This is a genomic window from Halosolutus sp. YCN4, from assembly GCF_059736495.1.
In genome coordinates, this window is record NZ_JCASSM010000001.1 from 1,011,188 (window position 1) to 1,036,268 (window position 25,081).

The 25,081-nt window shown below is 61.3% G+C and carries 15 protein-coding genes and 1 tRNA gene; 11 read left to right on the plus strand and 5 right to left on the minus strand.

The annotated features are described in order from the left end of the window. Window positions 1–91 precede the first annotated feature (91 nt). The 3 genes from AC6I6X_RS05030 (at window position 92) to AC6I6X_RS05040 (ending at window position 9,232) form a co-directional block, all read left to right on the plus strand. Window positions 92–3,883 (plus strand): DUF2298 domain-containing protein, encoded by a 3,792-nt coding sequence (locus tag AC6I6X_RS05030; RefSeq protein WP_497929400.1) that lies wholly within the window; start codon window positions 92–94, stop codon window positions 3,881–3,883. Further along, a complete protein-coding gene (locus AC6I6X_RS05035; protein ID WP_497929401.1) occupies window positions 3,880–7,173 on the plus strand; it encodes a DUF2298 domain-containing protein in 3,294 nt (1,097 codons plus the stop codon). Before AC6I6X_RS05030 ends, AC6I6X_RS05035 begins: the two co-directional genes overlap by 4 nt. A 229-nt stretch (window positions 7,174–7,402) precedes the next feature. Beyond that, window positions 7,403–9,232: a glycoside hydrolase family protein gene (locus AC6I6X_RS05040; RefSeq protein ID WP_497929402.1), complete on the plus strand. Its 1,830-nt coding sequence runs from the start codon at window positions 7,403–7,405 to the stop codon at window positions 9,230–9,232. Between the two features lie 28 nt (window positions 9,233–9,260). On the opposite strand, the gene AC6I6X_RS05045 is transcribed toward AC6I6X_RS05040, so the two are convergent. Then, on the minus strand, window positions 9,261–10,613 hold the full coding sequence (locus tag AC6I6X_RS05045; protein ID WP_497929403.1) for an NAD(P)/FAD-dependent oxidoreductase: 1,353 nt from the start codon (window positions 10,611–10,613) through the stop codon (window positions 9,261–9,263). Between the two features lie 252 nt (window positions 10,614–10,865). On the opposite strand from AC6I6X_RS05045, the gene AC6I6X_RS05050 reads away from it, so the two are divergent. The 3 genes from AC6I6X_RS05050 to AC6I6X_RS05060 all read left to right on the plus strand — a co-directional run bounded on the left by AC6I6X_RS05050 (window position 10,866) and on the right by AC6I6X_RS05060 (window position 16,001). Then, window positions 10,866–12,785, plus strand: a complete 1,920-nt coding sequence (locus AC6I6X_RS05050; RefSeq protein WP_497929404.1) for a lysylphosphatidylglycerol synthase domain-containing protein — start codon at window positions 10,866–10,868, stop codon at window positions 12,783–12,785. A gap of 170 nt (window positions 12,786–12,955) precedes the next feature. Beyond that, on the plus strand, window positions 12,956–13,483 hold the full coding sequence (locus AC6I6X_RS05055) for a hypothetical protein (protein WP_497929405.1): 528 nt from the start codon (window positions 12,956–12,958) through the stop codon (window positions 13,481–13,483). Between the two features lie 1,219 nt (window positions 13,484–14,702). Beyond that, window positions 14,703–16,001: a hypothetical protein gene (locus tag AC6I6X_RS05060; RefSeq protein ID WP_497929406.1), complete on the plus strand. Its 1,299-nt coding sequence runs from the start codon at window positions 14,703–14,705 to the stop codon at window positions 15,999–16,001. A 386-nt stretch (window positions 16,002–16,387) separates the two neighbouring features. Here the strand turns inward: AC6I6X_RS05060 and AC6I6X_RS05065 are convergent, their stop codons facing one another. Next, complete coding sequence (locus AC6I6X_RS05065) at window positions 16,388–17,149, minus strand: hypothetical protein (RefSeq protein ID WP_497929407.1); 762 nt, start codon at window positions 17,147–17,149, stop codon at window positions 16,388–16,390. 160 nt (window positions 17,150–17,309) lie between these two features. Here AC6I6X_RS05065 and AC6I6X_RS05070 point away from each other — a divergent pair, with 160 nt between their 5' ends. Continuing rightward, window positions 17,310–18,074 (plus strand): AAA family ATPase, encoded by a 765-nt coding sequence (locus AC6I6X_RS05070; protein ID WP_497929408.1) that lies wholly within the window; start codon window positions 17,310–17,312, stop codon window positions 18,072–18,074. Window positions 18,075–18,123: 49 nt separating this feature from the next. Here the strand turns inward: AC6I6X_RS05070 and AC6I6X_RS05075 are convergent, their stop codons facing one another. Further along, a complete protein-coding gene (locus AC6I6X_RS05075; protein ID WP_497929409.1) occupies window positions 18,124–19,281 on the minus strand; it encodes a CBS domain-containing protein in 1,158 nt (385 codons plus the stop codon). A 227-nt stretch (window positions 19,282–19,508) separates the two neighbouring features. On the opposite strand from AC6I6X_RS05075, the gene AC6I6X_RS05080 reads away from it, so the two are divergent. The 4 genes from AC6I6X_RS05080 to AC6I6X_RS05095 all read left to right on the plus strand — a co-directional run bounded on the left by AC6I6X_RS05080 (window position 19,509) and on the right by AC6I6X_RS05095 (window position 22,433). After that, a complete protein-coding gene (locus AC6I6X_RS05080; RefSeq protein WP_497929410.1) occupies window positions 19,509–19,817 on the plus strand; it encodes a lycopene cyclase domain-containing protein in 309 nt (102 codons plus the stop codon). A gap of 111 nt (window positions 19,818–19,928) precedes the next feature. Next, window positions 19,929–20,681: a CAP domain-containing protein gene (locus AC6I6X_RS05085; RefSeq protein WP_497929411.1), complete on the plus strand. Its 753-nt coding sequence runs from the start codon at window positions 19,929–19,931 to the stop codon at window positions 20,679–20,681. 99 nt (window positions 20,682–20,780) lie between these two features. Beyond that, window positions 20,781–21,593 carry a YihY/virulence factor BrkB family protein gene (locus tag AC6I6X_RS05090; RefSeq protein WP_497929412.1) on the plus strand — a complete coding sequence of 271 codons (813 nt, stop codon included), beginning with the start codon at window positions 20,781–20,783 and terminating at the stop codon, window positions 21,591–21,593. A gap of 177 nt (window positions 21,594–21,770) precedes the next feature. Continuing rightward, on the plus strand, window positions 21,771–22,433 hold the full coding sequence (locus tag AC6I6X_RS05095) for a hypothetical protein (protein WP_497929413.1): 663 nt from the start codon (window positions 21,771–21,773) through the stop codon (window positions 22,431–22,433). Between the two features lie 33 nt (window positions 22,434–22,466). Here the strand turns inward: AC6I6X_RS05095 and AC6I6X_RS05100 are convergent, their stop codons facing one another. Together AC6I6X_RS05100 and AC6I6X_RS05105 are read right to left on the minus strand one after the other, a co-directional pair. Then, window positions 22,467–24,641 carry an ATP-binding protein gene (locus AC6I6X_RS05100; RefSeq protein ID WP_497929414.1) on the minus strand — a complete coding sequence of 725 codons (2,175 nt, stop codon included), beginning with the start codon at window positions 24,639–24,641 and terminating at the stop codon, window positions 22,467–22,469. 287 nt (window positions 24,642–24,928) lie between these two features. Then, a tRNA-Val gene (locus tag AC6I6X_RS05105) sits at window positions 24,929–25,003 on the minus strand. Between the last annotated feature and the right edge of the window lie 78 nt (window positions 25,004–25,081).

Here is a 25,081-nt window from a genome sequence, read left to right on the forward strand (position 1 = left end):
CCAGCGCAGACGACCGGAGCCCGTTGTGCAGTCACAGGAACGTTCTAGGCCGTTCTGATCGCGTAGTTGACTTCGCCGGGGCAACTAATTGATGATCGTCGAACTCTGGATCGTCGTCCGGTGGTTCGCTGTCCTGCTCGTCCTCTTTGGACTCGGGTTGCCGATCGCGAGCGCGCTGTTCGCGTCGGTTCCCGGCCGCGGTGCCGGCTTCGCGCTCTCGGTGTCCCTGACCGTCATCGGGTTTCTGTCGTTTTGGCTCGGCCATCTTCGGTTCGACATCTGGATGATTCTACTCGCCGTTGTGCTTCTTGCCTCGGTGACGACGGTCGTTTCATATCGTGGTGTCCGGATCGATTTCGGAGCGGCTTTGGAGACGCTACTCGTGTTTACCGCTGCGTTCACCTTTTTAACCGGACTGCTTTCGCTGAATCCACATATTATGCCGATCCACGAGCACTTTCTCGACTACGCGATCCTCCAGTCCCTTCTCGAAGGGGGGACACTGCCACCGGAAGATCCGTGGTTCGCCGGCGAGTCGGTTCGCTACCACTACGGCGGCCAACTCTTGGCGACGTCACTGATAGAACTAACCAGAACTCCCCCGAATTACGGCTATAATCTCGCCGTCGCCACGTTCTACGCACTCCTCGTGGTTTGCTCGTACGAGCTCGCTGGCTCGCTGGCAGCCACGCTCGGACGATCGCGCCGATACGGCGGCCTCCTCGGGGCGTTCTTTGTCGGATTCGCGAGTAACCTTTTTTTACCGATCGCCCTGGCCACGACCCGTCTTCCGGACCGCATTGCGTCGCCTCTCATCGACGTGTTCGCTCCGGAAATGACGGACGAACGAGCCAAAATCCTGATTGACGGTTTCTCACAATTCCGGTACGACGATCCGGTCTTCATCTTAAAGGAGGGGTTGACGTCCTTTCCGTTTCTCGCAGCGGTTCATAGCGAACTCCACGCCCACCTAGTGAGCGCTCCGTTTCTCGTATTCGCGATCGGCCTATTGTACGCCTACCACGCGACACCTGCGACCGATCGATATCGGCGCATTCTGCTGCTCTTCGTCGCTACTCCGCTCGTCGTTGGAACAACTGCGTTTATCGACATCTGGACGCTCCCGACCTTGATCGGATTCGTCTGGCTCACTGTCACCTTCACTCCCGCTGCAGATACGTTCGCGAGTCCCGTTCATCGCAGGACGGAACTCGTCACGACGGATTGGGTGGCGACCGAGTTTTCCACGATTCTGCGCGGGACGGTTCTCGCAGGCATCGTCGGTCTCCTGTCTGTGGTCGCCGTTACGCCGTTTTTCACTTCGATAGGGGGCGGAAACGAAGCCGTTTCACTGGTCAGTGCCGAGCAACGGACTACCGGGCCACAACTCGTGATCCTCTACGGCACGTTCGCATCGCTCACGATCGGTTATTTCCTCCTGAGCACGGTTTCGGATCGCCTCTCGATTGAGGAGACGCCGCCAGGAAATACCGGTGGGAAGAGACAGGTTACTGAACGAGGGGGCGTTCGTTCGACTTTGCATAGACGCGTAGGTCGATGGCACCTCGGGCTCGTCGGAACGATCGCGTTTGCCATTGTGCTCTGGGTTGCCGCCGATCTTACAGCAGCGATTCTATTCGGACCGTTACTGTACGTCGCCTGGAAGCGGGCCAGAGTGACCGGTGAGTTTTCGTTCGTACTCCTCGTTGGTGTTCTGGGCCTCCTATTAATTATCGAGTTAGTTCATCTAGATGATATGGAGACGGTTCTCGTCGGACGGACAAACACGGTGTTTCGGACGTATTTCCAGACGTGGGCGATCTGGGGCGTCGTCGGGGGGGTGCTGTCACTGCGCCTACTCCCTCGGGGAAATCTCTTCTCACGCGATGCTCGACAGTACGTAGGCACCGTACTCATCGGAATACTGATCGTTACGACGTCGCTCTACGGCGTAATCGTCATCGGTCAGTTTATTGATGGAGCGAGAGGTCCACCAGATACGACAGGATATTATCACACTGACCACCCGGGCTTGGCGGTTAGCGACGGCCAAGAGCCAAAAACGTACGTCAGTACCGATTTTAACGCTCTGAACGATACCGTCGTCGATGACGGAGAAGTGATCGCTTCCGGCGAGGAAGGATTGGTCTGGACTGGACCGTACTCCTGGCTGTATCCGGGCGTTTACGAAGTGCAAGCCGTCGTGAACGCAACTGGAGACGACGATCAAGTCGGAACGATCACGATCGAGGGGCAGGACCAGCAGGAACACGAATACGAGATGATAAATAGCTCAGCGATCGGTGAGACAGACGGCTACGAGACAGTGACGATGACCGTGCGAATCGAGCGAACTAAAGATAACGTCGTATTCCGCGGCTATCTCGAGGAAGGGGACGCGACGATGCGTCTCGAGTCGGTGACGGTCACGCACCTCGAAACGCTCGACGGCCGTTCGAACGTTGACGTCGACGACGAGCATCCGACGCTCGATGGCCACCTCTACGCGGATGCGATACATCCGAGCGAGAGCGACGCGATCTCTTGGATGGACGAACACGTCGACGGTCGACCGACGATGGTCTCTGCCCCAGGCGGTCGATGGCGGTGGGATAGCGCCGCCTCGACTTTTACAGGAATTCCCACCGTCGTCGGCTGGGAACACCAAGAACTGTATCGTGACTCGGACAAATACCACCAACGCGTTCACGATGTCGACGCACTCTATCAAGGTACTCCCGCCGAACGTCTCGATATCATCCAAAAATATGATATCAAGTACATATATACAGGTCCGCTTGAGCGGGATCGATACGGAGTGATCCGCTCGATGGAAGAACTCGATGGAGTCTCTTCCGTCTACGAAAACGACGCCGTTGCGATCTACGAGGTGGATCACGACGAACTCGAATACACCGGCACCTACGACGTCGAAACGGCCCGCCACTACCATCCAGAAGACGTGTGGTTACACGAATCGACCGCCGAAGTCGAGAATGATAGTCTGGTCGCGACTGGCGAGCGCGACTTCGGGTGGTATGGGCCGGAAGAGCGCTTCCATCCGGGCACCTACGAGGTGACGTACTACCTCAACGTTACCGGAGAGGAGGGTGACGAGGGTCCGGCGGTTGCGGTCGATACGGTCGTCGGAATGCGCGAGACACAGACCGAACAGCAGATTCTCGCAAACGAAACGGTCGCGGAAACCAACGGAACGGTGGCCGTGACCCAGGAGTTCGAACTCGAGCAGACCCGCGGCGACGTCGAGTTCCGTGGCCACCTGCTCGATCCGAACGCCACCGTCGAACTGGCGGGCATCGACGTCGTTCGTCAGAACCGCCTCGAAGAGGACGGACCGTGGCAGTACGGTCACGATTCGTTCATCCACAACGGCGAGGTTGCAGAGAACACTGGCGACGAAATCGTCGCCGAGGGCAACGAGTCGAGTCATGAACCGGAACTCGCCTGGTCCGGCCCGTACGAGGCGTTTGGACCAGGGACGTACGAGGCGACGTTCGAAATCGAAACAGACGCTGACGGCGTCAGGCCGCTCGGCCAGGTCGAAGTCGCTGCAGGGTGGAAGACGCCGACGTCGGACTTCGAGAGGCTCGAGACAGCCGAGGTCGAATCGGAGGACGGTGCCCAGAACGTCACCGTCGAATTCGAGTTGGACGAAACGACGAAGGACGTCGAGTTCAAGGGGTACGTCGGCCCTGAAGAGGGAACGATCGCGCTCGAGTCGGTCGCCGTCGAGCGCACCGGACCGCCGTCGAACTCGACGTCCCAGACGGAAAACGAGTCGACTCGAGTCCGCGATCCCGAAGTGGCGACCCAACGGACGAAGGAAACGACGCCGGTACCTAGCAGAGTTGGTCCGCGGTGATCGGCGAACTCTGGATTGTCGCCCGGTGGTTCGTCGTCCTGCTCGTTCTTTTCGGGCTCGGGTTGCCGATCGCGAGCGTGCTGTTCGCCTCGCTTCCCGGGCGCGGTGCCGGGTTCGCGCTGCCGGCGTCGCTGACCGTCGTTGGTTTCGTCGTCTTCTGGATCGGCCAGGTGCGGTTCGGCTACGTGACCCTGCTGATCGCCGTCGCGATACTCGCGATCGCATCGGTTTCTCTCGGATATAAAGACATTCCGATCGACCGTCGCGCAACATCGGAGGCGCTGGTCGTGTTCACGGTGGCGTTCGTCTTCGTCGTCAGTCTCCTTTCGTTGAACCCGAGCATCGCGCCCCAGCACGAACACTTTCTGAATCACTCGATACTGCAGTCGATCCTCAGAGGGGGATCGCTCCCGCCGAAAGACCCGTGGTTCGCCGGTGAAACGCTCCGGTACCACTACGGTGGACAGCTCCTCACTGCGATCGTAGTCAAACTGTCCGGCGTCGCTCCACGCTACGGGCATAACCTCGCCGTCACCACGTTCTTCGCGCTGCTTGTCACCGGGACGTACGAACTCGCGGGGTCGATCGCGACTGCCAGAGGTCGATCGCGTCGGCTGGGGGGACTCCTCGGAGCGTTCTTCGTCGGGTTCGCGAGCAACCTCTACGTTCCGCTCGTCCTGGTGACGACTCGTTTCCCGGACTGGATCGCAGAACCGCTGATCGTCACGTTCGGTCCTCATCTGACGTGGGTCAGAACCCAACTGCTCCGGGACGGCTTTTCGCAGTTTCGGTACGACGATCCGAAGTTTCTGATCGAAGAGGGTCTGACCCCTTTCCCGCTACTTGAGGCGCTACACAGCGAACTCCACGCCCACATGATGGGTGCTCCGTTTTTCGTATTTACGGTCGGTCTCTTGTACGCCTATTACACGACGCCCCTTGAGGATCGACGACGCCGATGGCTGCTCCTCATCGCGATCCCGATCACCATCGGAACGATGTCCCTCGTCGACGCGTGGACGCTCCCGATGGCGATCGGATTGTGCTGGCTTACCGTTACGTTCGCGCCCTCCACAACCGATGTTGATATCGCCGCCCGAATCCGCCGCGCAGGTCGTTCGCGGACGGAAGATCAACTGGTGGCCGAACTGTCGTCGGTCTTCCACGGAGCCGTCGTCGTGGTCGCCGTCTCTACCCTGACTGTGCTCAGCGTGGCCCCGTTTTTCGCCACCATTGTCGGCGGGACGGGAACGGTGTCAGTAGCCAGCGCCGACCAGCGCACCTCCAGTCCACAACTGGTTCTTCTCTACGGTGCGTTCGCAGCTGTGACAATCGGCTACTTTCTTGCGTCAACCCGGGTACTTCCCGCTCTCGACGGGACTCTACCGACGGATGGTGGAACGGAACCTATTCGGATCGACGAAGGGAACGTCACGATTCCGGTTTTCGAACGGGAGACGAGTCCGCTGTGGATCGGACTGGTGACGGTTTTCGTACTCGCCGTACTCCTGTGGATAACGATCGATCTCGTAGCTGCAGTTCTGTTCGGACCGCTCCTCTATCTCGCCTGGTGGCGGGCCCGATCGAGTACCGACTTCGGGATGGTACTTCTCGTCGGCATCTGTGGAATCTTGATGCTGATAGAGTTCGTCTATCTGGACGACACGGACCCCCTCGTATTCGGGCGAACGAACACCGTTTTCAGGACATACTTCCAGACGTGGGTTCTCTGGGGCGTTGTCGCGGGTGTTCTATCACTTCGGCTACTCCCTCGCGATCGACTTCTGGCGCGGGAATCGTGGCGAAACGCGGGCGTCGCCTTCGTCGCGGTACTGGTCGTCACGACGTCGCTCTACGGCGTAATCGCAGTCGGGCAGTTCGCCCAGGGGGCGACGTCCCCTCCCGACGATACCGGCTACTACACGCACGAGCCACCCGGACTGGGGGTAAGCGGTGTCCACGACAGTAGAACCTACAGTGGTACAGACTTCGATACCACGGCCAGGGGAACTGTTATCGACAGCGAGATCACCGCTGCTGGCAGTGAGGGAAAGGTGTGGTCCGGCCCGTACACGTGGCTCTATCCGGGCGTCTACAAAGTAAGCGCAGTCGTGAATGCGACCGGCGGGAACGGTCAACTCGGCGCGATCAATATCGAAGGGCAGAACAGACATGAACACGAATTTGAGCGGTTTGGGACTGTTCCCATCAACGAAACAGATGGTTACGAAACTGTTTCGTTCACCGTCCGGATCGATCGCACGCAGGAGAACGTCGTCTTCGACGGGTACCTCGACGACGAGAACGCCACACTGCGACTTAATTCGGTGACCGTCCACCATCTCGAGACGCTCGACGGCCGATCGAACGTCGATGTCGACGACGACCGACCGACGCTGAACGGTCACCTCTACGCTGAGGCGCTGCACCCGGCAGAGATGGACGCCGTCACCTGGATGGACGAGAACATAGACGACCAGCCGACGATGGTCTCGGCACCCGGCGGACGGTGGCGGTGGGACAGTGCCGTCTCGAGTCTGACCGGCATTCCGACCGTCGTCGGCTGGGAACACCAGGTAGTGTATCGCGACCTGAACGACTACCACGAGCGCGTCCACGACGTCGATGCACTCTACCAGGGGACGCCCGCCGAGCGGATCGACGTCCTCGAAAAGTACGACGTCCGATACGTCTACGACGGCCCACTCGAACGGGATAGATACGGCGACGTTCGCTCGTTCGATGAACTCGATGGCGTCGCACCCGTCTACGAGAACGACGCCGTCACCGTCTACGAGGTCGATCACGACAAACTCTCGTACAACGATACCTACGAAATTGACGAGCAGTATCGCATCGAACCAGCGGAGTTACAGCCGCAGCCTCCCTCCGCCGAACTCGAGAACGGCAGTCTCGTTGCGACCGGCCATCGGGACTTCGCGTGGTACGGGCCAGGGGACCGGCTTCACCCTGGGAGGTACGAGGTAACGTACCATCTCAATGTCACCGATGCCAACGAGAGTCCAGCCGTCGCCGTCGATACCATCGTCGGAATGATACAGGGACAGAACGAGGGGAGGGTCCTCGCCAACGAGACGGTTACCGAAACCAACGGGACGGCTGCGGTAACCCAGGAGTTCGAACTCGAACAGACTCGCGGTGACGTCGAGTTCCGCGGCCACCTGCTCGATCCGAACGCCACGGTTGAACTGGAACGAATCGAGGTCGTCCGCGAGAGTGAACCGGACAACGAATCCAGTTCGACCAATCGGATCGCCGGGATGCCGTGAGACGACTGGAGTGCGAACATCTCCCCGCATTTCTATCTTTTCGGCAGCAAGATCGATCCGCTATCGACGTTTCCTCATCGAATGCTGAGGGCTGGTCACGTCCGGATGCGGAGAGGTTGTCACGGCAACCCTGATTATCACTTCCATCATAATTAGATGTATTGAACGGAATGATTGTACAGTGCTCGCCGGGGTAAGTTAAAGTCGCAAGCCATCCAGCCGGGCATCCATGCTGTTCGTGTCGAAACGGAAGGTCGTGCCCACCTTCACTGACAACCACGGCTTTCAACTGTTCGACGACGGCGAACCGTGGGAGCACCGGACCGACTTCGAAAAACTCGATCGAGTCCTCAAGGGCTTCGACGAGGATGGGAATAGACTCGAACTCGAGTCCCTCGTCGTCGATAACGATCATCCGACTCTGGGGAGCAAGGTCGTACACGCGACCCGGTTTGGCGGTGACATCGGGGGTGAGCAGATTCAGAACGCGCTCGACGATGCGGCAAACGCAACGGGTGGTACCGTCGTTGTCGTTCCCGGATCGGGACCCGACGATCTCGAGGATTACGAGAACGCCACGCGAGATAGTGGCTGGTTACTCGACGAATCGGTCCGGATTCCATCACGGACCACGTTGCTACTCGACGGCGCCTATCTGTTTCTCGACGATGGTGCCTACGAGACGATGCTCGTGAACGAACACGCGGCCGACGGGACGGACGATCGCGACGAGCACATTACCGTCGTCGGACGGGCAGGTGCGCAACTCGACGGGAATCCGACGGGACAGTATCCGTTCACGCGCGACGATGCAGACGAGCCCGACGCGCTGGAAAACTACGGGATCGTCTTCCACAAGGTCGACCACGCGTCGGTGCGTAACCTGACGATCGGACCGACGAGCGGGTGGGGTGGACTGATTCAGGACTTTACGTACGTGTTCGCCCACAATCTCGACTTCGTTCAGGATGCGACCACGTCCCACCAGGACGGCTTCTCGTTCGGCGGTCCGGGGCGTTTCGGCGTCATGGACGGGCTACGGGGAACCGTCGGCGACGACTGTATGACAGTCTACGCAGGACAGGCGAACCTACCACACACCCTCGTCGACGGTGACGGTGGAGACGTTCGTGATATCGTTCTCTCGAACGCTTCTTTCGAAACGCCCTTTTCCTCGGGTCCGGGTCAGGCGTCGGCGTCGATTCGTCTCTACACAGCGGGCAACGCGATTTCAGGAGTCAACATCTCGAACGTCTCGATGCGTGCGGGAAACCTTCGCCTTCAGGAGTCCTCGTACGAGGACGACGGGTTTGGTGACCTTCGGAACGTCAATATTACGAACGTCGTCGCGGAGAATCCCGATGCGTTCCTCCATATCTGGGGGTGGGTCGAGAACGTAAACGTTGCCAACGTCACGGTCCACGACGCTCACGGCGACTTCCTGTACTTTGCCGACGACCACGAGGGGGTCTCCCCGAACCTGCGGAATCTTACCGTCCAGAACGTTGACGTTCGATCCGGTCACAAACTCCTGTACGCCGGTCCCGAGGGGGGGCGACTGGAGAACGTCACGTTTCAGAACGTTAATTACCGCTCCCCAGGAGACGAAGTCAGCGGGGCGAAGATACACCTCGCAACAGATGATGAGGTTCGGGACGTAACCTTCGACAAGTTGCGGATCGAAGGCGATGGCCAGTACGACGCCGTCTGGATCGACGGAGGTGTCGATCTTGGTCACATATCGTTCCGGGACGTCCACGTCGCGGATTTCGAAGAAGGTATCAACGTCGCCGGGACGACAGGGGACACCGCGCCGCCCGTCGAATTTTGGAACGTGACGTTCGACCGCGTCGACAGACGATGGTGGATCGATCGCGACTGCGTAACTCGAAACGGTATTGGGGTGGCCTCGGGTACCGCCGAGCGACCGGCGACCGACGATTGGCAACCGGGCCAGATCGTCCAGTACACAGATACCGACGACGGTTCGGCTGACGGGATCTACATGCGATTACCGGACAGAAACTGGTGCAGTCTCACTACGGACCTCGACAGATAGAATAGTCGGATGGCGACGGGTAGAACAGTTACGTCTCTCGACGGATATCTGGAGCCCGACGATCCGCCAGTTCGCCCCTATCGATCCTGTCTGCACAGGCGTAACCTGCCTTGATACCGCCGTTTAGGCTCCGTTCCGGATACTGTGCGCGGCTCGCCATACCGGCGTAATAGACTCCATCAGCAACCTCGTCGGAGAGGTCGTACGGGACGACCATGTCGAGATATCCTTGTTCGTATATCGGTGCAGTTCTCGGATTGCGAGCGACCGACATCCAGTTGACGGTGCTCGGATCGAAGTACGGAAACAGGTCGCTGACTCCTTCGAGCCAGTAGTCCCGTACCTCGTCGTTAGTCATCTGCCAGAGCGGTTCGCCAGGGTCCTGCACGTAGCTCGCGAGGTAGAGGAGGTGTTCGCCGTCGTACCGTTCTTCGGGAACGAAATTTGTATGCTCGATGAGGACACCGAACGGCGCATCGTCGACGAGATTGAGCCAGTACGTGTCGGTCAACTGCTCGGGGACGCTCACGACGGCACAGACCGTCCCCTGGAAGTCTATCTGACAGTCGTACTCGGTCAGCGTTTCCAGCACGTTCGGCATCGTCGCGATCACCGCGGCGTCGACGTCGTGTGTTTCCGTGCCGCCGTCCGTCTCAACGGACAGCGACGTGATCGTATCACTGGCGTACTGCAGGCCGGATACGCGCGCACCGGCGACGATATTTTCTCGCCCGACAGCGTCGACGAGGGCGTTCACGAGACGAGCGAAACTCCCCTCGAAGTATCCGAGTTGCTCGCCACGGAGCAGGTCGCGCTCGCCCCGGAACTTGATCCGGCCGAGGAGCCACGCTGCGCTGACGTCCCCCTTTCGAGACCCGAACTTCGCGTCGAGCAACGGCTCCCAGAATGTTTCGTAGACGTTCTCCGTCGTGTGTTCGAGCAGAAAATCCGTAACGGGAACGTCTTCGAAATCTGTAAAATCATCGTACGTGTCAAACGATGGGGTCCCGTTACGGACGTCGACCTCCATCGTCAACATTCCTAGACGGAACTTGTCGTAGAAGGAGAGGTGTGGAAACGTGGCGATCTCCCAGATCGTATCCATCGGGTAGACGGTTCCGTCGACATAGAACGCGTCGGATTTGTACCGCCACTCGACGGCATCTTCAAGACCTAGTTCTTCGGCCAGCTCGATGATCGTCTCCTCCGACTGCGAGAGGTGGTGGTAGAATTTCTCGATCGGATCCCCTCTCGTCTCGTACGTCGCCGCGAGGCCACCGAGATCTTCCGATGCTTCGAAAACCAGGACGTCGTTCCCGTTACGCTGGAGACGATACGCGGCCGAGAGGCCTGCGATACCGCCACCGACGATTCCGATCATGCATCGGAGTCACGATGAAACTCGGTTTATAACCCAATATATGTAAGCGGATACATAAGTATTCGCGATATATTACTCGAACATTACTCTTGGGCACAACTAGTGGCTACCAAACCGATTCCGGTATGAAAATTAATTCTGGCTCAATCCTGAGGGGATAAGCGTGATTATTTCATCGTTCCAGTGTATAACTCTCTCTTGGGAGAATTGACTAACTGGTTCGCTTATTAAATACCCAGTTCGGGACCCGCTATGGGTTCTGCCCCGAAAAACGAATTACGGACGCCAGCGGGTACTGAATCGTCGCTCCGAACAGCGTCGGGACCGCCGGAAGTGAGCGTCGTCCTCCCGGCGTACAACGAAGCGGAGACGATCGGGCAGACGATCTCGACAACTAGAGAGACGCTCGCATCGTTTTTGCCCGAGAACGCCTTCGAGATCATCGTCGCGGAGGACGGGTGTGACGACCGGACACCTGAAATCGCAACCCAGATCGCAAACAAGGATCGTCGCGTCCGTCACTTCCACAGCGACGAACGGCTGGGACGTGGTGGTGCGCTCAAACGAGCGTTCCAAGAGAGCAACGGAGATGTCCTCGTCTACTTCGACACGGACCTCGCGACAGATATGTGCCACCTCGAGGAACTGATAGAAAGCGTTCGAACGGGCGAGTACGACGTCGCGACAGGGTCCCGGCTATTGCCGAAGAACGTAGCGGACCGTCCACTGAAGCGTCGGTTCTTCTCGGAAAGCTTCAACGGACTCGTCCGCCTGTTCCTCCGATCGAATGTCCGTGACCACCAGTGCGGGTTCAAAGCTTTCGATAGGGAGGTGTTGTTGACGTTACTAGGCGACGTCGAAGACGAACACTGGTTCTGGGACACCGAGGTCCTCGTAAGGGCCCAGCAGCACGGATACGATGTGACGGAGTTCGCTGTCGACTGGGAACCGAAAGGCGATTCGAAGGTCAATATCGTTCGTGACGTGTTCGGAATGGGAAGCCAGATACTCAGGATGTGGTGGGAAGTTTCGGTCGCACCACGGATTACTCGTCGAAACAAGTCGGCCGCTGGAGGGGTCGTCGCGGTCACCATCTTCACGTTGATCGCCACGTATTTCGATCCGACCGAGATAATTGACGCAACGCGATCTGCGAATTCCAAACTCGTCGTTCTCGGGACAGGGATCTACTTTTTGTCGTGGCCGATCCGTGGTTGGCGCTATCGTGACATCCTCGCCGAACTTGGATTCCACGAACGTGCTGGATTTCTTACCGGTGCAATATTCATAAGTCAGACGGGGAACCTCGCGTTCCCGGCACGGGCTGGCGACGGCGTGCGCGCGTACATGATCAACGCGCGTCGAAACGTTCCGTATCCATCGGGCTTTGCTTCGCTCGCAGTCGAACGCGTATTCGACCTCCTCGTAATCACGGTGATGGCGGGCGTGATGTTCCTCTTTCTTGTACTGGCTGGTGTGGACGTATCGGTGTTCTGGACTGGAACGTCGGTGACCGGCACCGAAGGAGAAGGCGGTCGAACGGCGATTCTCGCAGCTACGACAGTCGGACTCGGGACAGTCGCCGCCGTCGTCGGCCTCTTCGCCACTGCACACTCCGATCGCAACTACGTCCGTCGGTGGATCGGACAGATAAGTGATGGGGCGTACTTCGTCGCAGTGATCGGTGCGATCGAACAGTTCGTGAGCGATATCCAGTTGATCGCGCGAAACAAGCGTGCGTTCGCGAGTATCGGATTTACGAGTACCGTGATCTGGGGAATTGATATCGTGACGGCGTTGCTCGTGTTCGCTGCGTTCGGAGTGAATCTCCCGCTCTGGCTGCTTCTTGCTGCTGGATTTTTCGCGGTATCCGTCGGGAATCTCGCGAAAGTATTGCCGTTAACGCCCGGGGGAATCGGCCTTTACGAGGGCGCGTTCGCATTCGTTATTGTCGCACTGACGCCGATCGGATGGGAAGTCGCACTCGCTGCTGCGATCGTCGATCACGCGGTGAAAAATCTCGTTACTCTCGCCGGTGGCATCGGGTCGACGGTTTTGTTCAACGTCTCGCTTGTGACTGCAGTCAAGGAAGGGCGACAACTCGGTCCTATCGAAACGGACGGCGGACAGACGGATAGCGACGAAGTGAAATCGACTACGTCTGGAGAATAACGTTCGAATCGCTACGGTCACGGGATCGAAGCGTCTAGAACAGCCCGTCTATCCGATTCATTGAATCGAAACGATGTTCCGTCGTTGATTACCCAACGAAACCGTCCGGCCCTTTTGTTTGCGTGATCCCGTTTCCATGTTCAGAGCCTCGGCTTACTGGTGATTCCCTCATGAAACGAGAACTACTTACGATCGCGGTATCCGTGCTCGTCCTCGGAACACTCTTCGCATTCGCACAACCCGCATCAGCGGTCACCGTCACAGTAGACGGTCCATCGAAAGTGACGGAATCCGATCTCGCTTCGTTCGACGCGACCGTGGATCTGGAAGACGATACGGTCGACATCGATAGTTTGAACCTCGTCATTACGACCGAAGACGGGGAATCAATGACGGTCATCTTCGCACGTGACGGATCTGTCCTTGACATCCAGACCACTGAGGGAGTCGAAAACTCCATCGACGTAGACGAGTTCGAGAAGTCGCTCGAAATCGTCCCTGACTCGGAAGGTGACGACGTCGGATACGGCGCTCCTGGTGAAGGGGAGCTCAAGTACACCATTCAGTTTGACTCGTCGGCACTCGTGGACGGAGAATACGATCTGTCGGTCGGCATCAATACGCCGGAAGAACGCAACCAGTTCTCGTCAGAAGAGACGCAGTTCACGGTAACTTCGTCAGCGAATGATGCCAAATAGCACCGATCGCCTGCGTACACGCGTATCCGTCGCGAACCTCACGACAGTCGATCGGCAAGTCGGTCGGTGGTTGATCGGTGGAAGTAGCACTGCTATCCGCGCTGAGGCGTCCAGTACGCGGGAGTCGGCGCTCGGACGACGAGACGTGGACGAAATCGAACGATACGAGCGCGTCCGATCGCCCGGAAACGCCGACGCCCTCTCGGATTCGATCGGTGGATCCGGACGCCGCATACATTTCGAGACGGCTTCGAACATCGACCGATAGTTCCTATTTTTGCACCGAATGCGAATCAAAACCGCAGGTACCCCGGCCGGTCGATTCGCCACAGTGGTCCTTGCTGTGGTAATCATTTCGGCTTCAGCGCCGTTTCTCCGGGGGAAATACGTCTTTGCGCTAGATTTCGTCGTCGGCCCGGCGTGGGATCCCCTCGGCACCCAGCCGTACGGTTTCCCGATTCACGCGTACGTCGGCGGGTTTCACACACCGGAGTACGGTGGATCACTTCCGCTATTATTCCTCCTGGACGCTCTCACGTCACTGACCAACCCCGCCGTCGTACAGAAGGTCCTGCTGATAGCGATCCTGTGTCTGGTGGCGACGGCTGGATACACTGCGATCCCGGGCTCGCGAATGGGGCGACTCTACGCCGCGATACTGTTACTCGTAAATCCTTTCGTGTATGCTCGGCTCTTAGCCGGCCAGTGGGCCGTCGTCTGGGGCCTGGCGATGCTTCCGATCGTCGTCTGGGCATACACAGCGTTCCTCGAGTCTGGGGGCTACCGAAAATTGTTACTCGCGGTGGGTTCGATTACGCTTCTCGGGTTCAACGCACATCTCCTCTACGCGGCACTCGTCTTGTATGGGTTTCTAACACTGTTCACGGCGATTGATCGGGACGGGTTCACCACCGTTCGTCGCGCATTGACGATCGGTCTCGTCGCTGTTCCGGTCAACGCCTACTGGCTTGGGCCCGTATTATTTTCACAGAGGCGGTCGTTCGACCCAGTCGACGGTTCGGACGTGTTTACGTACGCTCCTCCAGGAGAGACGTACGACGTCCTCTATTCGACCGCGACGATGCACGGCTTCTGGCGAGAGGGATACGTATATCCGAAAGACATCATTCCAGAAGTACAGGCACTGTACGCCGTGATCCTTCTGTTATCTGTTTACGGCTTTGTGACCAGTTTCGACGACGATACGCGGGGTCACGTCGTGAAAGCGATTGGAACGACTGGCTTCGTCGGATTTCTCCTCGCCACCGGAGCGAGTGGTCCTATCGCTCCAGGTTTCGTCTGGGCGTTCGAGAACATCCCCTACTTCGACGGAATGCGAGACTCGAACAAGTTCGTCGCGCTTCTCGTAGTATCGTACGCGTACCTCGGTTCGCTCGGCGTCTCGGAGGCACTCACGACGGTTCGTAATATGGAGCGAGCGCAACTGGTGTCGATCTTGCTTGTCGGACTCGTCCTGTTCACCCCGCTCGCGTACACGTTTCCGATGGTGACGGGATACCACGGGCAGGTCCAGACTGGAGAGTATCCCGAAGAGTGGTACGAGGTCGATCGGCACCTCGAGTCGGACCCTGCCGACGGGAACGTACTGTTCCTCCCGTGGCATCGATACATGGATTACTCGTGGCTCGACGAGGGGACCCAGCGGATCGAGACACCTGCCCGCCATGTATACTCGAAGCCCGTGATTCAAGGGGACAACGACGAGGTCGGGCCTGTTTACTCGGCATCCAGGAACCCTGTTTCCGACTACGTCGAGTTTCTGTTCGGTCTCGGGCCGGAAACCGATCGGCCCGGAATGGTCGATCCACCAGCGAACATTACCAACATGGGCGAACTCCTCACCCACGCGAACGTAGAGTACGTTCTTGTTACGAAAGAGGCGGATTGGCACGACTACGACGACGTACTGGCTGTACAGCAGGACGTCAGCCTCGTTCTCGAGAACGACCACTTTCGACTCTACCAGAACGATCACGCGACTGCCCAGAGCTACGCCGTTTCTCAGGTCCGGTACGTCGAGGATCGTTCCGAGTTCGTTACACGAAGCCAGAAAGAAAACACGACAGCGGCGGTGTACGCCATCGATCCGGATCGAGCCGGGCAAGTAGAATCGATCAGCCACGCGGATCGCGAGCGGCTCGTGACGTCCGAATCGTCGCCCGCGGTCTCTCGGATCGAGGGGACGACTCGGCCGCTAACCGTACACACACAGCAGCAACAGGCCACGGGAGAGGAATGGCGGTACGACGGCATTACGCCGACGCATCTCCATCTCGGCTTTCAGCCTGTGTTCGATTCCTCTCCCGAGGGTGGAGCCGTCGAATACGCCCCGTACACCGCGACGGTCGTCCCCAGCTATCTCGTTTCCGCGGTCACTGTCGCGATTTTGCTCGGCTACGGAATACTGATTCGTCGCCGTTCACGTTCGCTACGCGAACTACTGAGACGGTACCGCAATGGCGTCAGCGAACTCGCTCGCTCGAACCGGGACGATTGATCGGCCGCCATCGGTCATGAGCGTCCGGACGGAACCGTCGCTGAATCGAAATCCCGCCTGGGACGCAATCCATGTTCTCTCCAAAGCGGTTGAAACCGACAGGCGATCGATCAATCGTCCCCATCACCACCCCGGATCTCGACCACGGTATCGGTGAAGACGTTCGTCGACTGAGAGACGTTCGACTACGATACGCTCACGTTCGACTCAAGAACACCTTGGCTCTCCCGCCTGGCCAGCACCGCCCGCTTCGTCCGGTTCGCCGTCCTCGCCCGCAGAGGTAACGATCGTCGACTCGTTTTTCACACGGCAACTCCTGGAGACGGCGTCACCATGAGACAGTACCGCACTGAAGAGGCTCCGAATGCACCGAAGACGACGGATAGTCAGTCGCCCGTCTCCGACTCCTCTCGATCCTCGCTCTCGCCGCGGTGTTCGGCCAGCGCCTCCTCAATCGTCAACTCTCCCGCTGCGACCCGCCGCGCGAGCAGTTCGTCGATCGCCCGGTTCGTCTCGCTCTGCTCGCGTGATCGGTCCCTGATGACCTGGAGTTCGCCCTCGGTAGGTTCGATCGATCGGACGTCGACGACCTCGCCCTCGAGTCGCGCGATGTTGACTGCCGCGAGGACGTCGCCCATTCCCCGGGATCCGGTGCCGAGATAGGGCGTGGTTCCGGTTTCGTCGACGAGTTCGACCCGGACGTCCTCGAGGTCGTTGACCAGCCGCGCTCCCTCGAGCCGGGAGCCGTCGCCGACCCGGACGATCGGAGAGGGTGCGTCGCTCGCCTCCCGCTGGATGACGTCGACCGCGTCCGACAGCGGGACCTGGAACGCGGCGACGACCATTTCGCCCGCCAGCACGGCGATGCCGGGTTTTCGACCGGGATCGACGCCGATGATCGTCCGCCCGCCGTCGCCTCGCACCGCGGTCAGGGCCTGGTCGACCGCCCGGCGGGGCGCGTCCGGATCGGCGACGATCGTCGTCACGTCCGCGAAGTCGTCGGCGTGGGCCGCACCGGTCACGACGACCGACGTCTCCGCCGGGAGCCCCTCGTCGGGTTCGACGGTCGTAAACGCGGTCCCGCGGTCGCGGAGTTCGTTGACCACGCCGTGGTACACTTCGAAGTCCTCGGTGGCGACGACGATCACGACTGGCTCTTCGAGACCGGATCGAATAAACGTACACGACCCGCCGCGGACCGTCCGGTGCGGTGATCGATTCGAGGCCCCTTCCGTTCTCGGCGGGCCGATCGCACCGCTCGCGATCCGCTTCCGGGGCCTTTTTGCACGCCACCCACCAACTCGAACCGTGACCGACGAGGCGATCCAGACCGGCTGTCGTCCGGTCGACGAGTTGCTGGGCGGGGGGTTCGAACGCGGGACCGTCACGCAGTTGTACGGCCCGCCAGCGGCGGGAAAGACGAACATCGCGCTCTCGGCCGCAGTCGAGACCGCCGCCGACGGCGGCACCGCCGTCTTCATCGACACCGAGGGAGTCTCGGTCGATCGCTTCGAGCAATTGCTCTCGGGCCGCGTCGGCGACGACGCGCCAGCCGATCCGATCGGTGGACGCGACGCGACCGGCGACGAGGGCACGGGAGAGGACGTCGAGGCGGTCGCCTCCCGCATCGTCATCGAGGAGGCGCTCGACTTCGAGGAACAGGCCGAGGCCGTCCGGGACGCCGAGGAGTTCGCCGATCGCGCCGACCTGATCGTTCTCGACAGCGCAACCGGCTTCTACCGCCTCGAACGTACCGGTGGGGGCGACGACGGCGAGGCCCTCCGTCGCGTCGCGCGGCAGGTGACCCACCTCCTCTCGCTCGCGCGCAAACACGACCTCGCGGTCGTAGTGACGAACCAGGTGTTTTCGGATCCCGACGCCGATCGGACCCGCCCGCTCGGCGGGAACACGCTCGAACACTGGACCGGGGCCGTGGTCCGCGTCGAGCGCTTCCGCGGCGGGAACCGGCGGGCGACGCTCGAGAAGCACCGATCGAAGGCGGCCGGCGAGTCGGCCCAGTTCCGGATCACCGAGTCCGGGATCGAAGGCAACGAGGACGGTACGCGTCTGTAGTCGAACGACGATCGAAAAATCCGCTATCCCCTCGGTCGGGCGACCGCGACTAGAGTTCGTTGAGTTTCCGCAGGAGTTGGCCGCGGTACTCCTCGTCGCTCGTGACGCCTTTCACTTCGAGGACGTTCCGCTCGAGTTTGTCGAGCGCCACCCGGAACGAGTTCTCCGCGCCGTAGCCTTCGCCGGTGCCGGCGACCTGGCCCTTGTTGGTCCGCAGGCGAATCTGGCAGTAGATCAGCGGCGTGCCGCGGAGTTTCTCCTGGTGTTCCTTGAACCGGACGTGTGCGTGCATCACCTGCATGTCCTGGTACTTGTCGGCGACGTCCTGGATGCTCTCGACGATCGACTCGCGGGTGATCGTATCGAGCAGCGAGATGTTCGTGATCTGGACGTCCATGTGATCCTCCTCGGTGTAGGTCAGGGCTCGCAGAACGTCCGTCTTGGTGAGGACGCCGATGACAATCCGATCGTCGTCCTGCGGGGTGACCATCAGCCCGGCGAAATCCTGCTTGAGCATCGTCTCGACGGCCGCCTTCACGCTGGTGCCGAGCGTGGTCGTCTCGACGGGGCTGTTCATGATGTCGTAGACGGGCACGTCGAGCAGTCGCTGGGAGTCACCGACGCGATCGCCGGTCGTCGTCGAGTGGTTCTCGCGGATGACGAAGTCGGCGATGTCGTGGGTCGTCACGACGCCGGTGAGGTAGCCGTTCTCGTTCAGCACCGGGAGTCGGGAGATGCCGTGTTCCCGGAGGTGGTTGATCGCCTTCCCGACCCCGTCGTCCTCCTGGAGGGTCACCGGATCGTCGGTGTAGATGTCTTCGACGTCGAGCGTGTCCAAGTTGTCGAGTACCGCCTCGAGAATCGCGTCGTCGGTGATGACGCCCCAGAGGTCGCCGTGTTCGAACACCGGCGCGACCTTCGCGTTGGACTCGATCAGGACCCGCGCCGTCTCCCTGACGTCTTCCTGTCGATCGACCTTGGGGGCCGGCGAGTTCCGACTGGGTTTGATCAGCGCCGCCACCTTGGCGTCGTCCTCGACGTGAGACTGGAGGACCTCTCGTTCGCTGATGACGCCCTCGTACTCCCCATCGTCGGTGACGATGATTCCTTTGGGGTTGCCGTTCTCGAAGGTCGAACGGACCTTCCCCATGCGCGTTCCGACGTCGACTTCGATGTAATCCTGGGTGGCGATATCAGCGATATTCATCCTTCTGTCGGGATGTTTGCCCGCGGAGGTATTTAACCTTGGCAAGCACGGGCCGCCAGCGCGTGCCCACCTGAACGCACCGCGCCGGGGACGGTCCCACGGGCCCGGCGGTGAACGCCCCCAGTGAACGCAGCCGCAACCGTGGCCCCACGGACCGACGGCGCGTCGTCCGTTGAATCGATCGCGACCGACGGAGCGCTTTTGCATCGTGTCACCGTACCGGACGTATGGCACCGGACATCAGCGTTCTCGGCCGGTACACGTACCTCGCTACCGAACTGTTCTGGGGCGCCGTCGCCGCCCTCCTGCTGTGGCGCGCCGACGCCCTCCGAAAGGCGGCCGTCACGATCGCCGCGCTGTACCCGATCGCCTACGTCTGGGACCGGTACACGCTCGCCGTCGGCGTGTTCGATATCAAGCTTCGGACTGGGATCGACGTCGCCGGCATTCCGCTGGAGGAACACCTCTTCATGGCCGTCGTCCCCGGACTCGTCATCGGCATCCACGAGACGATCTTCGGATCCGATCCGGCGTAATTGCGATCGGTCGAACGTTCACAGGAACGCGTCATTTCAGCGCCGACGGCTGTGTCAGCGCCTGCGAGCCAACGCGGCACCCTTATTCGATCACCCCGAAACGGTAGCACGATGGCTGGCCGTGACACCGCTCCGTCCGACGGCGACGATCGCGACCGTGCCCTCCTGGGATCGGTGGTCCGGTTTCTCGTCGCGGTCCTGCTCCTGTGTGCGATCGTCCTCGGATCGCTCCTGATCGCCCCCCAGTTCGTCGACGACGTCGAGATCGGTGACGTCGAGATCGACTCCCGATCGACTCCCAGTTCGGAGCCACCGCCGGCCGGCGAGCGCAACCCCGACGTCACGGATCCCGGTGATCCCGGCGTCTCCACGTACGAGACCGACGTTGAAACCGTCTCCTCGGACACCGTCGAGGACTTCGTCCACGCCGAAGTGAACGAGCGTCGCGCCGAACACGGCCTTGACCCCCTCGCGTGGGACGGCACCGTCGCCTCCGTCTCGCGCGCCCACAGCGGCGACATGGCCGAGCGCGAGTACTTCTCGCACACGAACTCGGACGGGGAGGGGCCCTACGATCGGTTCACCGCCGTCGACGACTACTGCCAGGGCTACGGCGAGAACATCGCCCTGACGTGGCTCGATCGGCCCGTCGAACGACCCGGCGACGAAGACGACGTCACGGAGTACCAGACCGCGGAAGCCGTGGCGACCGGACTGGTCAACCAGTGGATGAACTCCACGGACCACCGGGCGGCGATCCTCGAAGAACACGACTCTTACGGCTGGGATCGCGCCGGCGTCGGGGTCTACGTCGCGGACGACGGGGCCGTCTACGCGAGCCAGAACTTCTGTCACGAGTGGTAGCCTTGCCCGGCGACCGACACTGCGACGCTCGTGGCGTCGCCGTTCCCACGCGGTGCGACGATGTTTCAGGTTCTTGGCGATGGAGGCCGTAGCGTACCCATGGAGGTTCCGGAGACGCTCACCGCGATTTACAGGACGGCGAGCGATCGCGACGTGACGTTCCTGGCGGCCGGGTTCGCCTACTACGCGTTCGTCTCGTTGATCCCGATGGTGCTCCTCGCGCTCGTCGTCGGCTCTCTGCTCGGCGGCGAAGCGGCCGCCGAACGACTCGTCGTGGTCGCCGGCGACTTCCTCCCGCCGGCAGGGCAAGAACTCGTCACCGACGCGCTCACGACGGAATCCGGGCGCACCGAGGCGACCGTCGTCGCACTGCTCGTCGCCTCGTGGGGTGCGCTGAAGGTCTTTCGCGGGCTCAGCCTCGCGTTCGACAAGGTCTACGACGAAGTCGCCGAGGATTCGCTGGTCGACGAGATCCGCGACGGACTCGCGGTCATCGTCGCGGGTGCCGGCGCGCTCGTGCTGATGGTCGTCCTCGGCACGATCATCGGCTTCGCCGCCGACACGATTCCCTTCGCGGGTGCGCTGAGCTGGCTCACGCTGCTCGTCGGCCTCGTGCTCGTTTTTCTGCCGATCTACTACGTGCTCCCGCCGATCCCGGTCGCGGTGAGCGAGATCGTCCCCGGTGCGGTCTTCGCCGCCGTCGGCTGGACGATCCTCCAGGCCGGATTCCAGCTCTACGCGGCCAACGCAGGCCAGTACGCGGCCTACGGGGCCGTCGGCGTCGTCCTCCTCTTCGTCACCTGGCTCTACTTCGCCGGCATCCTCATCCTCCTCGGCGCGGTGATCAACGTCGTCCTCTCGCGGCCCGGACTCGCCGAGGAACGGACCGCAGACTCCGTCGCTGGCGATTGATCGCCACCTCGCAGGGATCGTCCCTGTCGACCCCGGTCCGCCGCCGATCGCTGGATCCCGCGACTGTCTCTCGGACGGTCCCGCCTGCTCGCGATCGGGCCGGGCCGTATCACATTCGGTAATTGAACTGACTCCGCAGGGGAAACGTTATGATCACGCGGTCGACACACCACGACAATGAGCGACGGACGATCATCCGCGCCCGATTCCGGATCCGAGTCGGAGTCCTCGGCTGACGAGGGGGACAGTCCAGAACCGGGCGGGGGACCGCAGCGCGTGGTCTCCGAGAAGAGCGTCGACGACATCCTCGACTCGCTGAACGAGACCGAAGCGGCGACCGCGGAAGACCCCACCGAGAGCGACGATGCGCCCACCAGGACGCGACTGGAGGGCGACTACGTCGAGTCCGCGCTCGAAGACGCCACTGCCGCCGAGGACGACGCGGCAGAGACGGGCGACGCGAGTGACGACCGGACCGACGCTCCGATCGACGAAGCCGACGACCCGGCCGCAGACGCCGCCGAGGACCCGCTAGCAGACCTCGCCGATCGAGTCGAGCGCGGGACCGTCACCGGGGCGGACGTCCGCGCCGCCGAGGCGGGCGAGGGTCGCGAGTCGACGCCGGCGATCGGCGACGTGGAACTCACGATGGACGACCTCGAGCAGACGGCGATCGGGTCCGGCGGTGGGGCCGACCACGGAGGCGACGCCGGCCCGCTCGCGGGATCGATCGATCCCGGCGGCGATTCGGACGCGCCCGACGCGGCCGCCGACGACCCGTCCGGCGAGGACGAGTCTTCCGGGTTCCTGAGCCGACTCCTCGGCCTCTTCTCGCGGTAGGTCGCCGGATCCGGGCGGTTCGACCGGTCGCGATCACGGTCGTCGTTCGCCGACGGGAGAGTCACGAACGTCGGCCTCGTCGCCGCGCTCGCCCGTCGACTCCGATTCGACTGCGGGCAACGTAAACGAGAAGGTCGCCCCATCGCCGGGGTCGGAGTCGACCCAGATCTCCCCGCCGTGGCGTTCGACGATCCGTTCACAGAGTGCGAGCCCGATGCCGGTGCCGGCGTGGGTCTCGCGACTGTGGAGTCGCTGGAACACCTCGAAGATGCGCTCCTGGTCGGCCGGGTCGATGCCGATCCCCTCGTCGGCGACGGAGACGGCCCACTCCGTCCCGTTTCGTTCGGCGCCGACGTGTATTCGCGGCCGCTCCGGACCGCTGTACTCGATCGCGTTGGACAGGAGGTTCTGGAGCACCTGCTGTAGCTGTCCCTGGTCGCCCTCGACCCGCGGGAGCGACTCGGCCGTGATCTCGGCGTCAGTCCGACCGATTTTCACCTGGAGGTTCTCGCGAACGGCTTCGAGGACGGCGTCCAGGTCGACGGCCTCGAATTCGTCGCCTCGGGTCTCGACGCGCGAGTACTGGAGCAACCCCTCGATCATCTCGCGCATGCGATCGGCCCCGTCGACGGCGAACCCGAGGAACTCCTCGCCCTCGTCGTCGAGGTCGTCACCGTACCGGCGTTCGATCAGTTGGAGGTAGGTCGACACCATTCGAAGCGGCTCCTGCAGGTCGTGCGAGGCCGCGTAGGCGAACTGCTCCAAGCGCTCGTTGGACACCTCGAGGTCGGTAATCAGTTCCTCGAGTTCCGTCCGGTACTGCTGGCGCTCGATCGCCTCGGCGAGGACGTTGGCGACGCTCTGGACGAACGTGACGTCCTCGTCGGTGAACGATCGGCGATCGGTGTCATGCACACCCAGGATTCCCCACGGCTCGTCGAACGGGCCGATGATGGTACTGATACCGCTGCAGACGTCGTGATTCGTCAGCAGTTCGGGACCGCTGAACCGCGTCTCTGTCTCGAGGTCCTCGACCACGATCGGATGGTCGTTCGCCAGGGTGTAGGCGGCCTGGGAGTCGGCTTCGACGGCGGACACCGTCTCCGTCCCGACGAGCCCGTCCTGCCACCCGACACCCTGGCGAAGCAGGAGGGCGTCGCCGTCGTCGTCGAGGTCGAGCACCTTGCAGTAGTCGGTGCCGAGAACGGCCGCCACCTGCCGCGTCGCTTCGCGCATGAGTTCGTCGATGTCGTCGGTCTCGAGGGCGAACTGCCCGAGGTCGGCGACGACCTGTTGCTGGCTGGCCCGGTGTTCGAGCACCCGTTCGCGCTCCTTTCGATCGGAGATGTCGCGGCCGACGCCCGCCAGCACCCGATCGCCGTCGGGTGTCTCGAGCGTCGACGCGGCGAACTCGTAGGGAACGCGGTCGCCCTCCTTCGTGAGCAGGGACGCCTCGACCTGGACGCTCCCGGTTTCGAACCCCGCCGCGATCGCGTTCGCGATCGTGTCCCGATCGCCCTCTGCGATGAATTCAACCGCGTTCATCGTCGCCACGTCCGCGTCCGAGTAACCGGTCACCTCGCAGAGACTCCGGTTCCACCGCTCGAGGGAGCCGTCCGCGTCGAGCACGTAGAAGACGTCGTGGATGGCATCGAGCACGTGATCGGTGTACTGGCGGTAGCGATCGAGGCGTTCGTTCGACTCCCCGAGCATGGTGTTGGCCTCCTCGAGTCGCTGGACCGTCTCTTCGAGTTCCATCCGGGTTCGTTCGAGCTGTCGGTTTCGGCGTTCGAGTTCCCCCGTTCGAGTTTTGGCCCGGGCGTCGTAGACCCCCACGGCGAAGCCTGCGGCGGTGCTGAGCGCGGTCAGGATCGGCGGTGCCGTCCCCGGGTTTGTCACGCTGCCGTCCGGTTGCAGGTGATAGAGGAGGAGGATCCCGGCCATCGCGCCGAACCCGGCAAGACACCAGCGAACGATGTCCGGATAAAATTCGGCGTCGATATCGGACCGCGATACCCAGTAGCCGCCGTAGACGAGCACGAACCCGGGGCCGGCGATCAGGAGCGTGACGATGAGCACGTTCCCGATCGGAACGCCCTGATCGAGCCGTACGAGCGCTCGAGCGGCGGCTATCACGACGTACAGCCAACCGAGCGCTTCGATGCCCCGCCTCGCGCCGTTCGCGGACAGGTGGCGGTTCTCGCGCACTATACACTGGTATGGCGAGTCGAACTAATGGGAGTTACGTTGCATCCTCCTCGATCGTTTTCGCGACGGCTGGACGATCGATCGCGTCCGGTGACAGTCGGACTCCGACGCATCGGTGCGAGACGCGAAGCGATCGGGATGCGGAACCGATCGTTGGGTTGGGGCGGATTTGAACTACGCCGAGACATGCTCGCTTCGCTGCGCGTGACTCGTCTGGTTCAAATCTCCCATAACAATTTCTGACGAACGCACTCCTCACTGCGTTCGTCGTATTAGTTCGTCAGAAATGGGTTGGGGCAGATTTGAACTGCCGGCCTCCTCCATGTCAAGGAGGTGTCATAACCAGACTAGACCACCAACCCGCCTGGTTTCGCTTCCGTGGCGTTCGTCGCCACCTTGCCTGCACTCGTTCGTTGCCCGCCGCCGTAATTGAAGGTTTC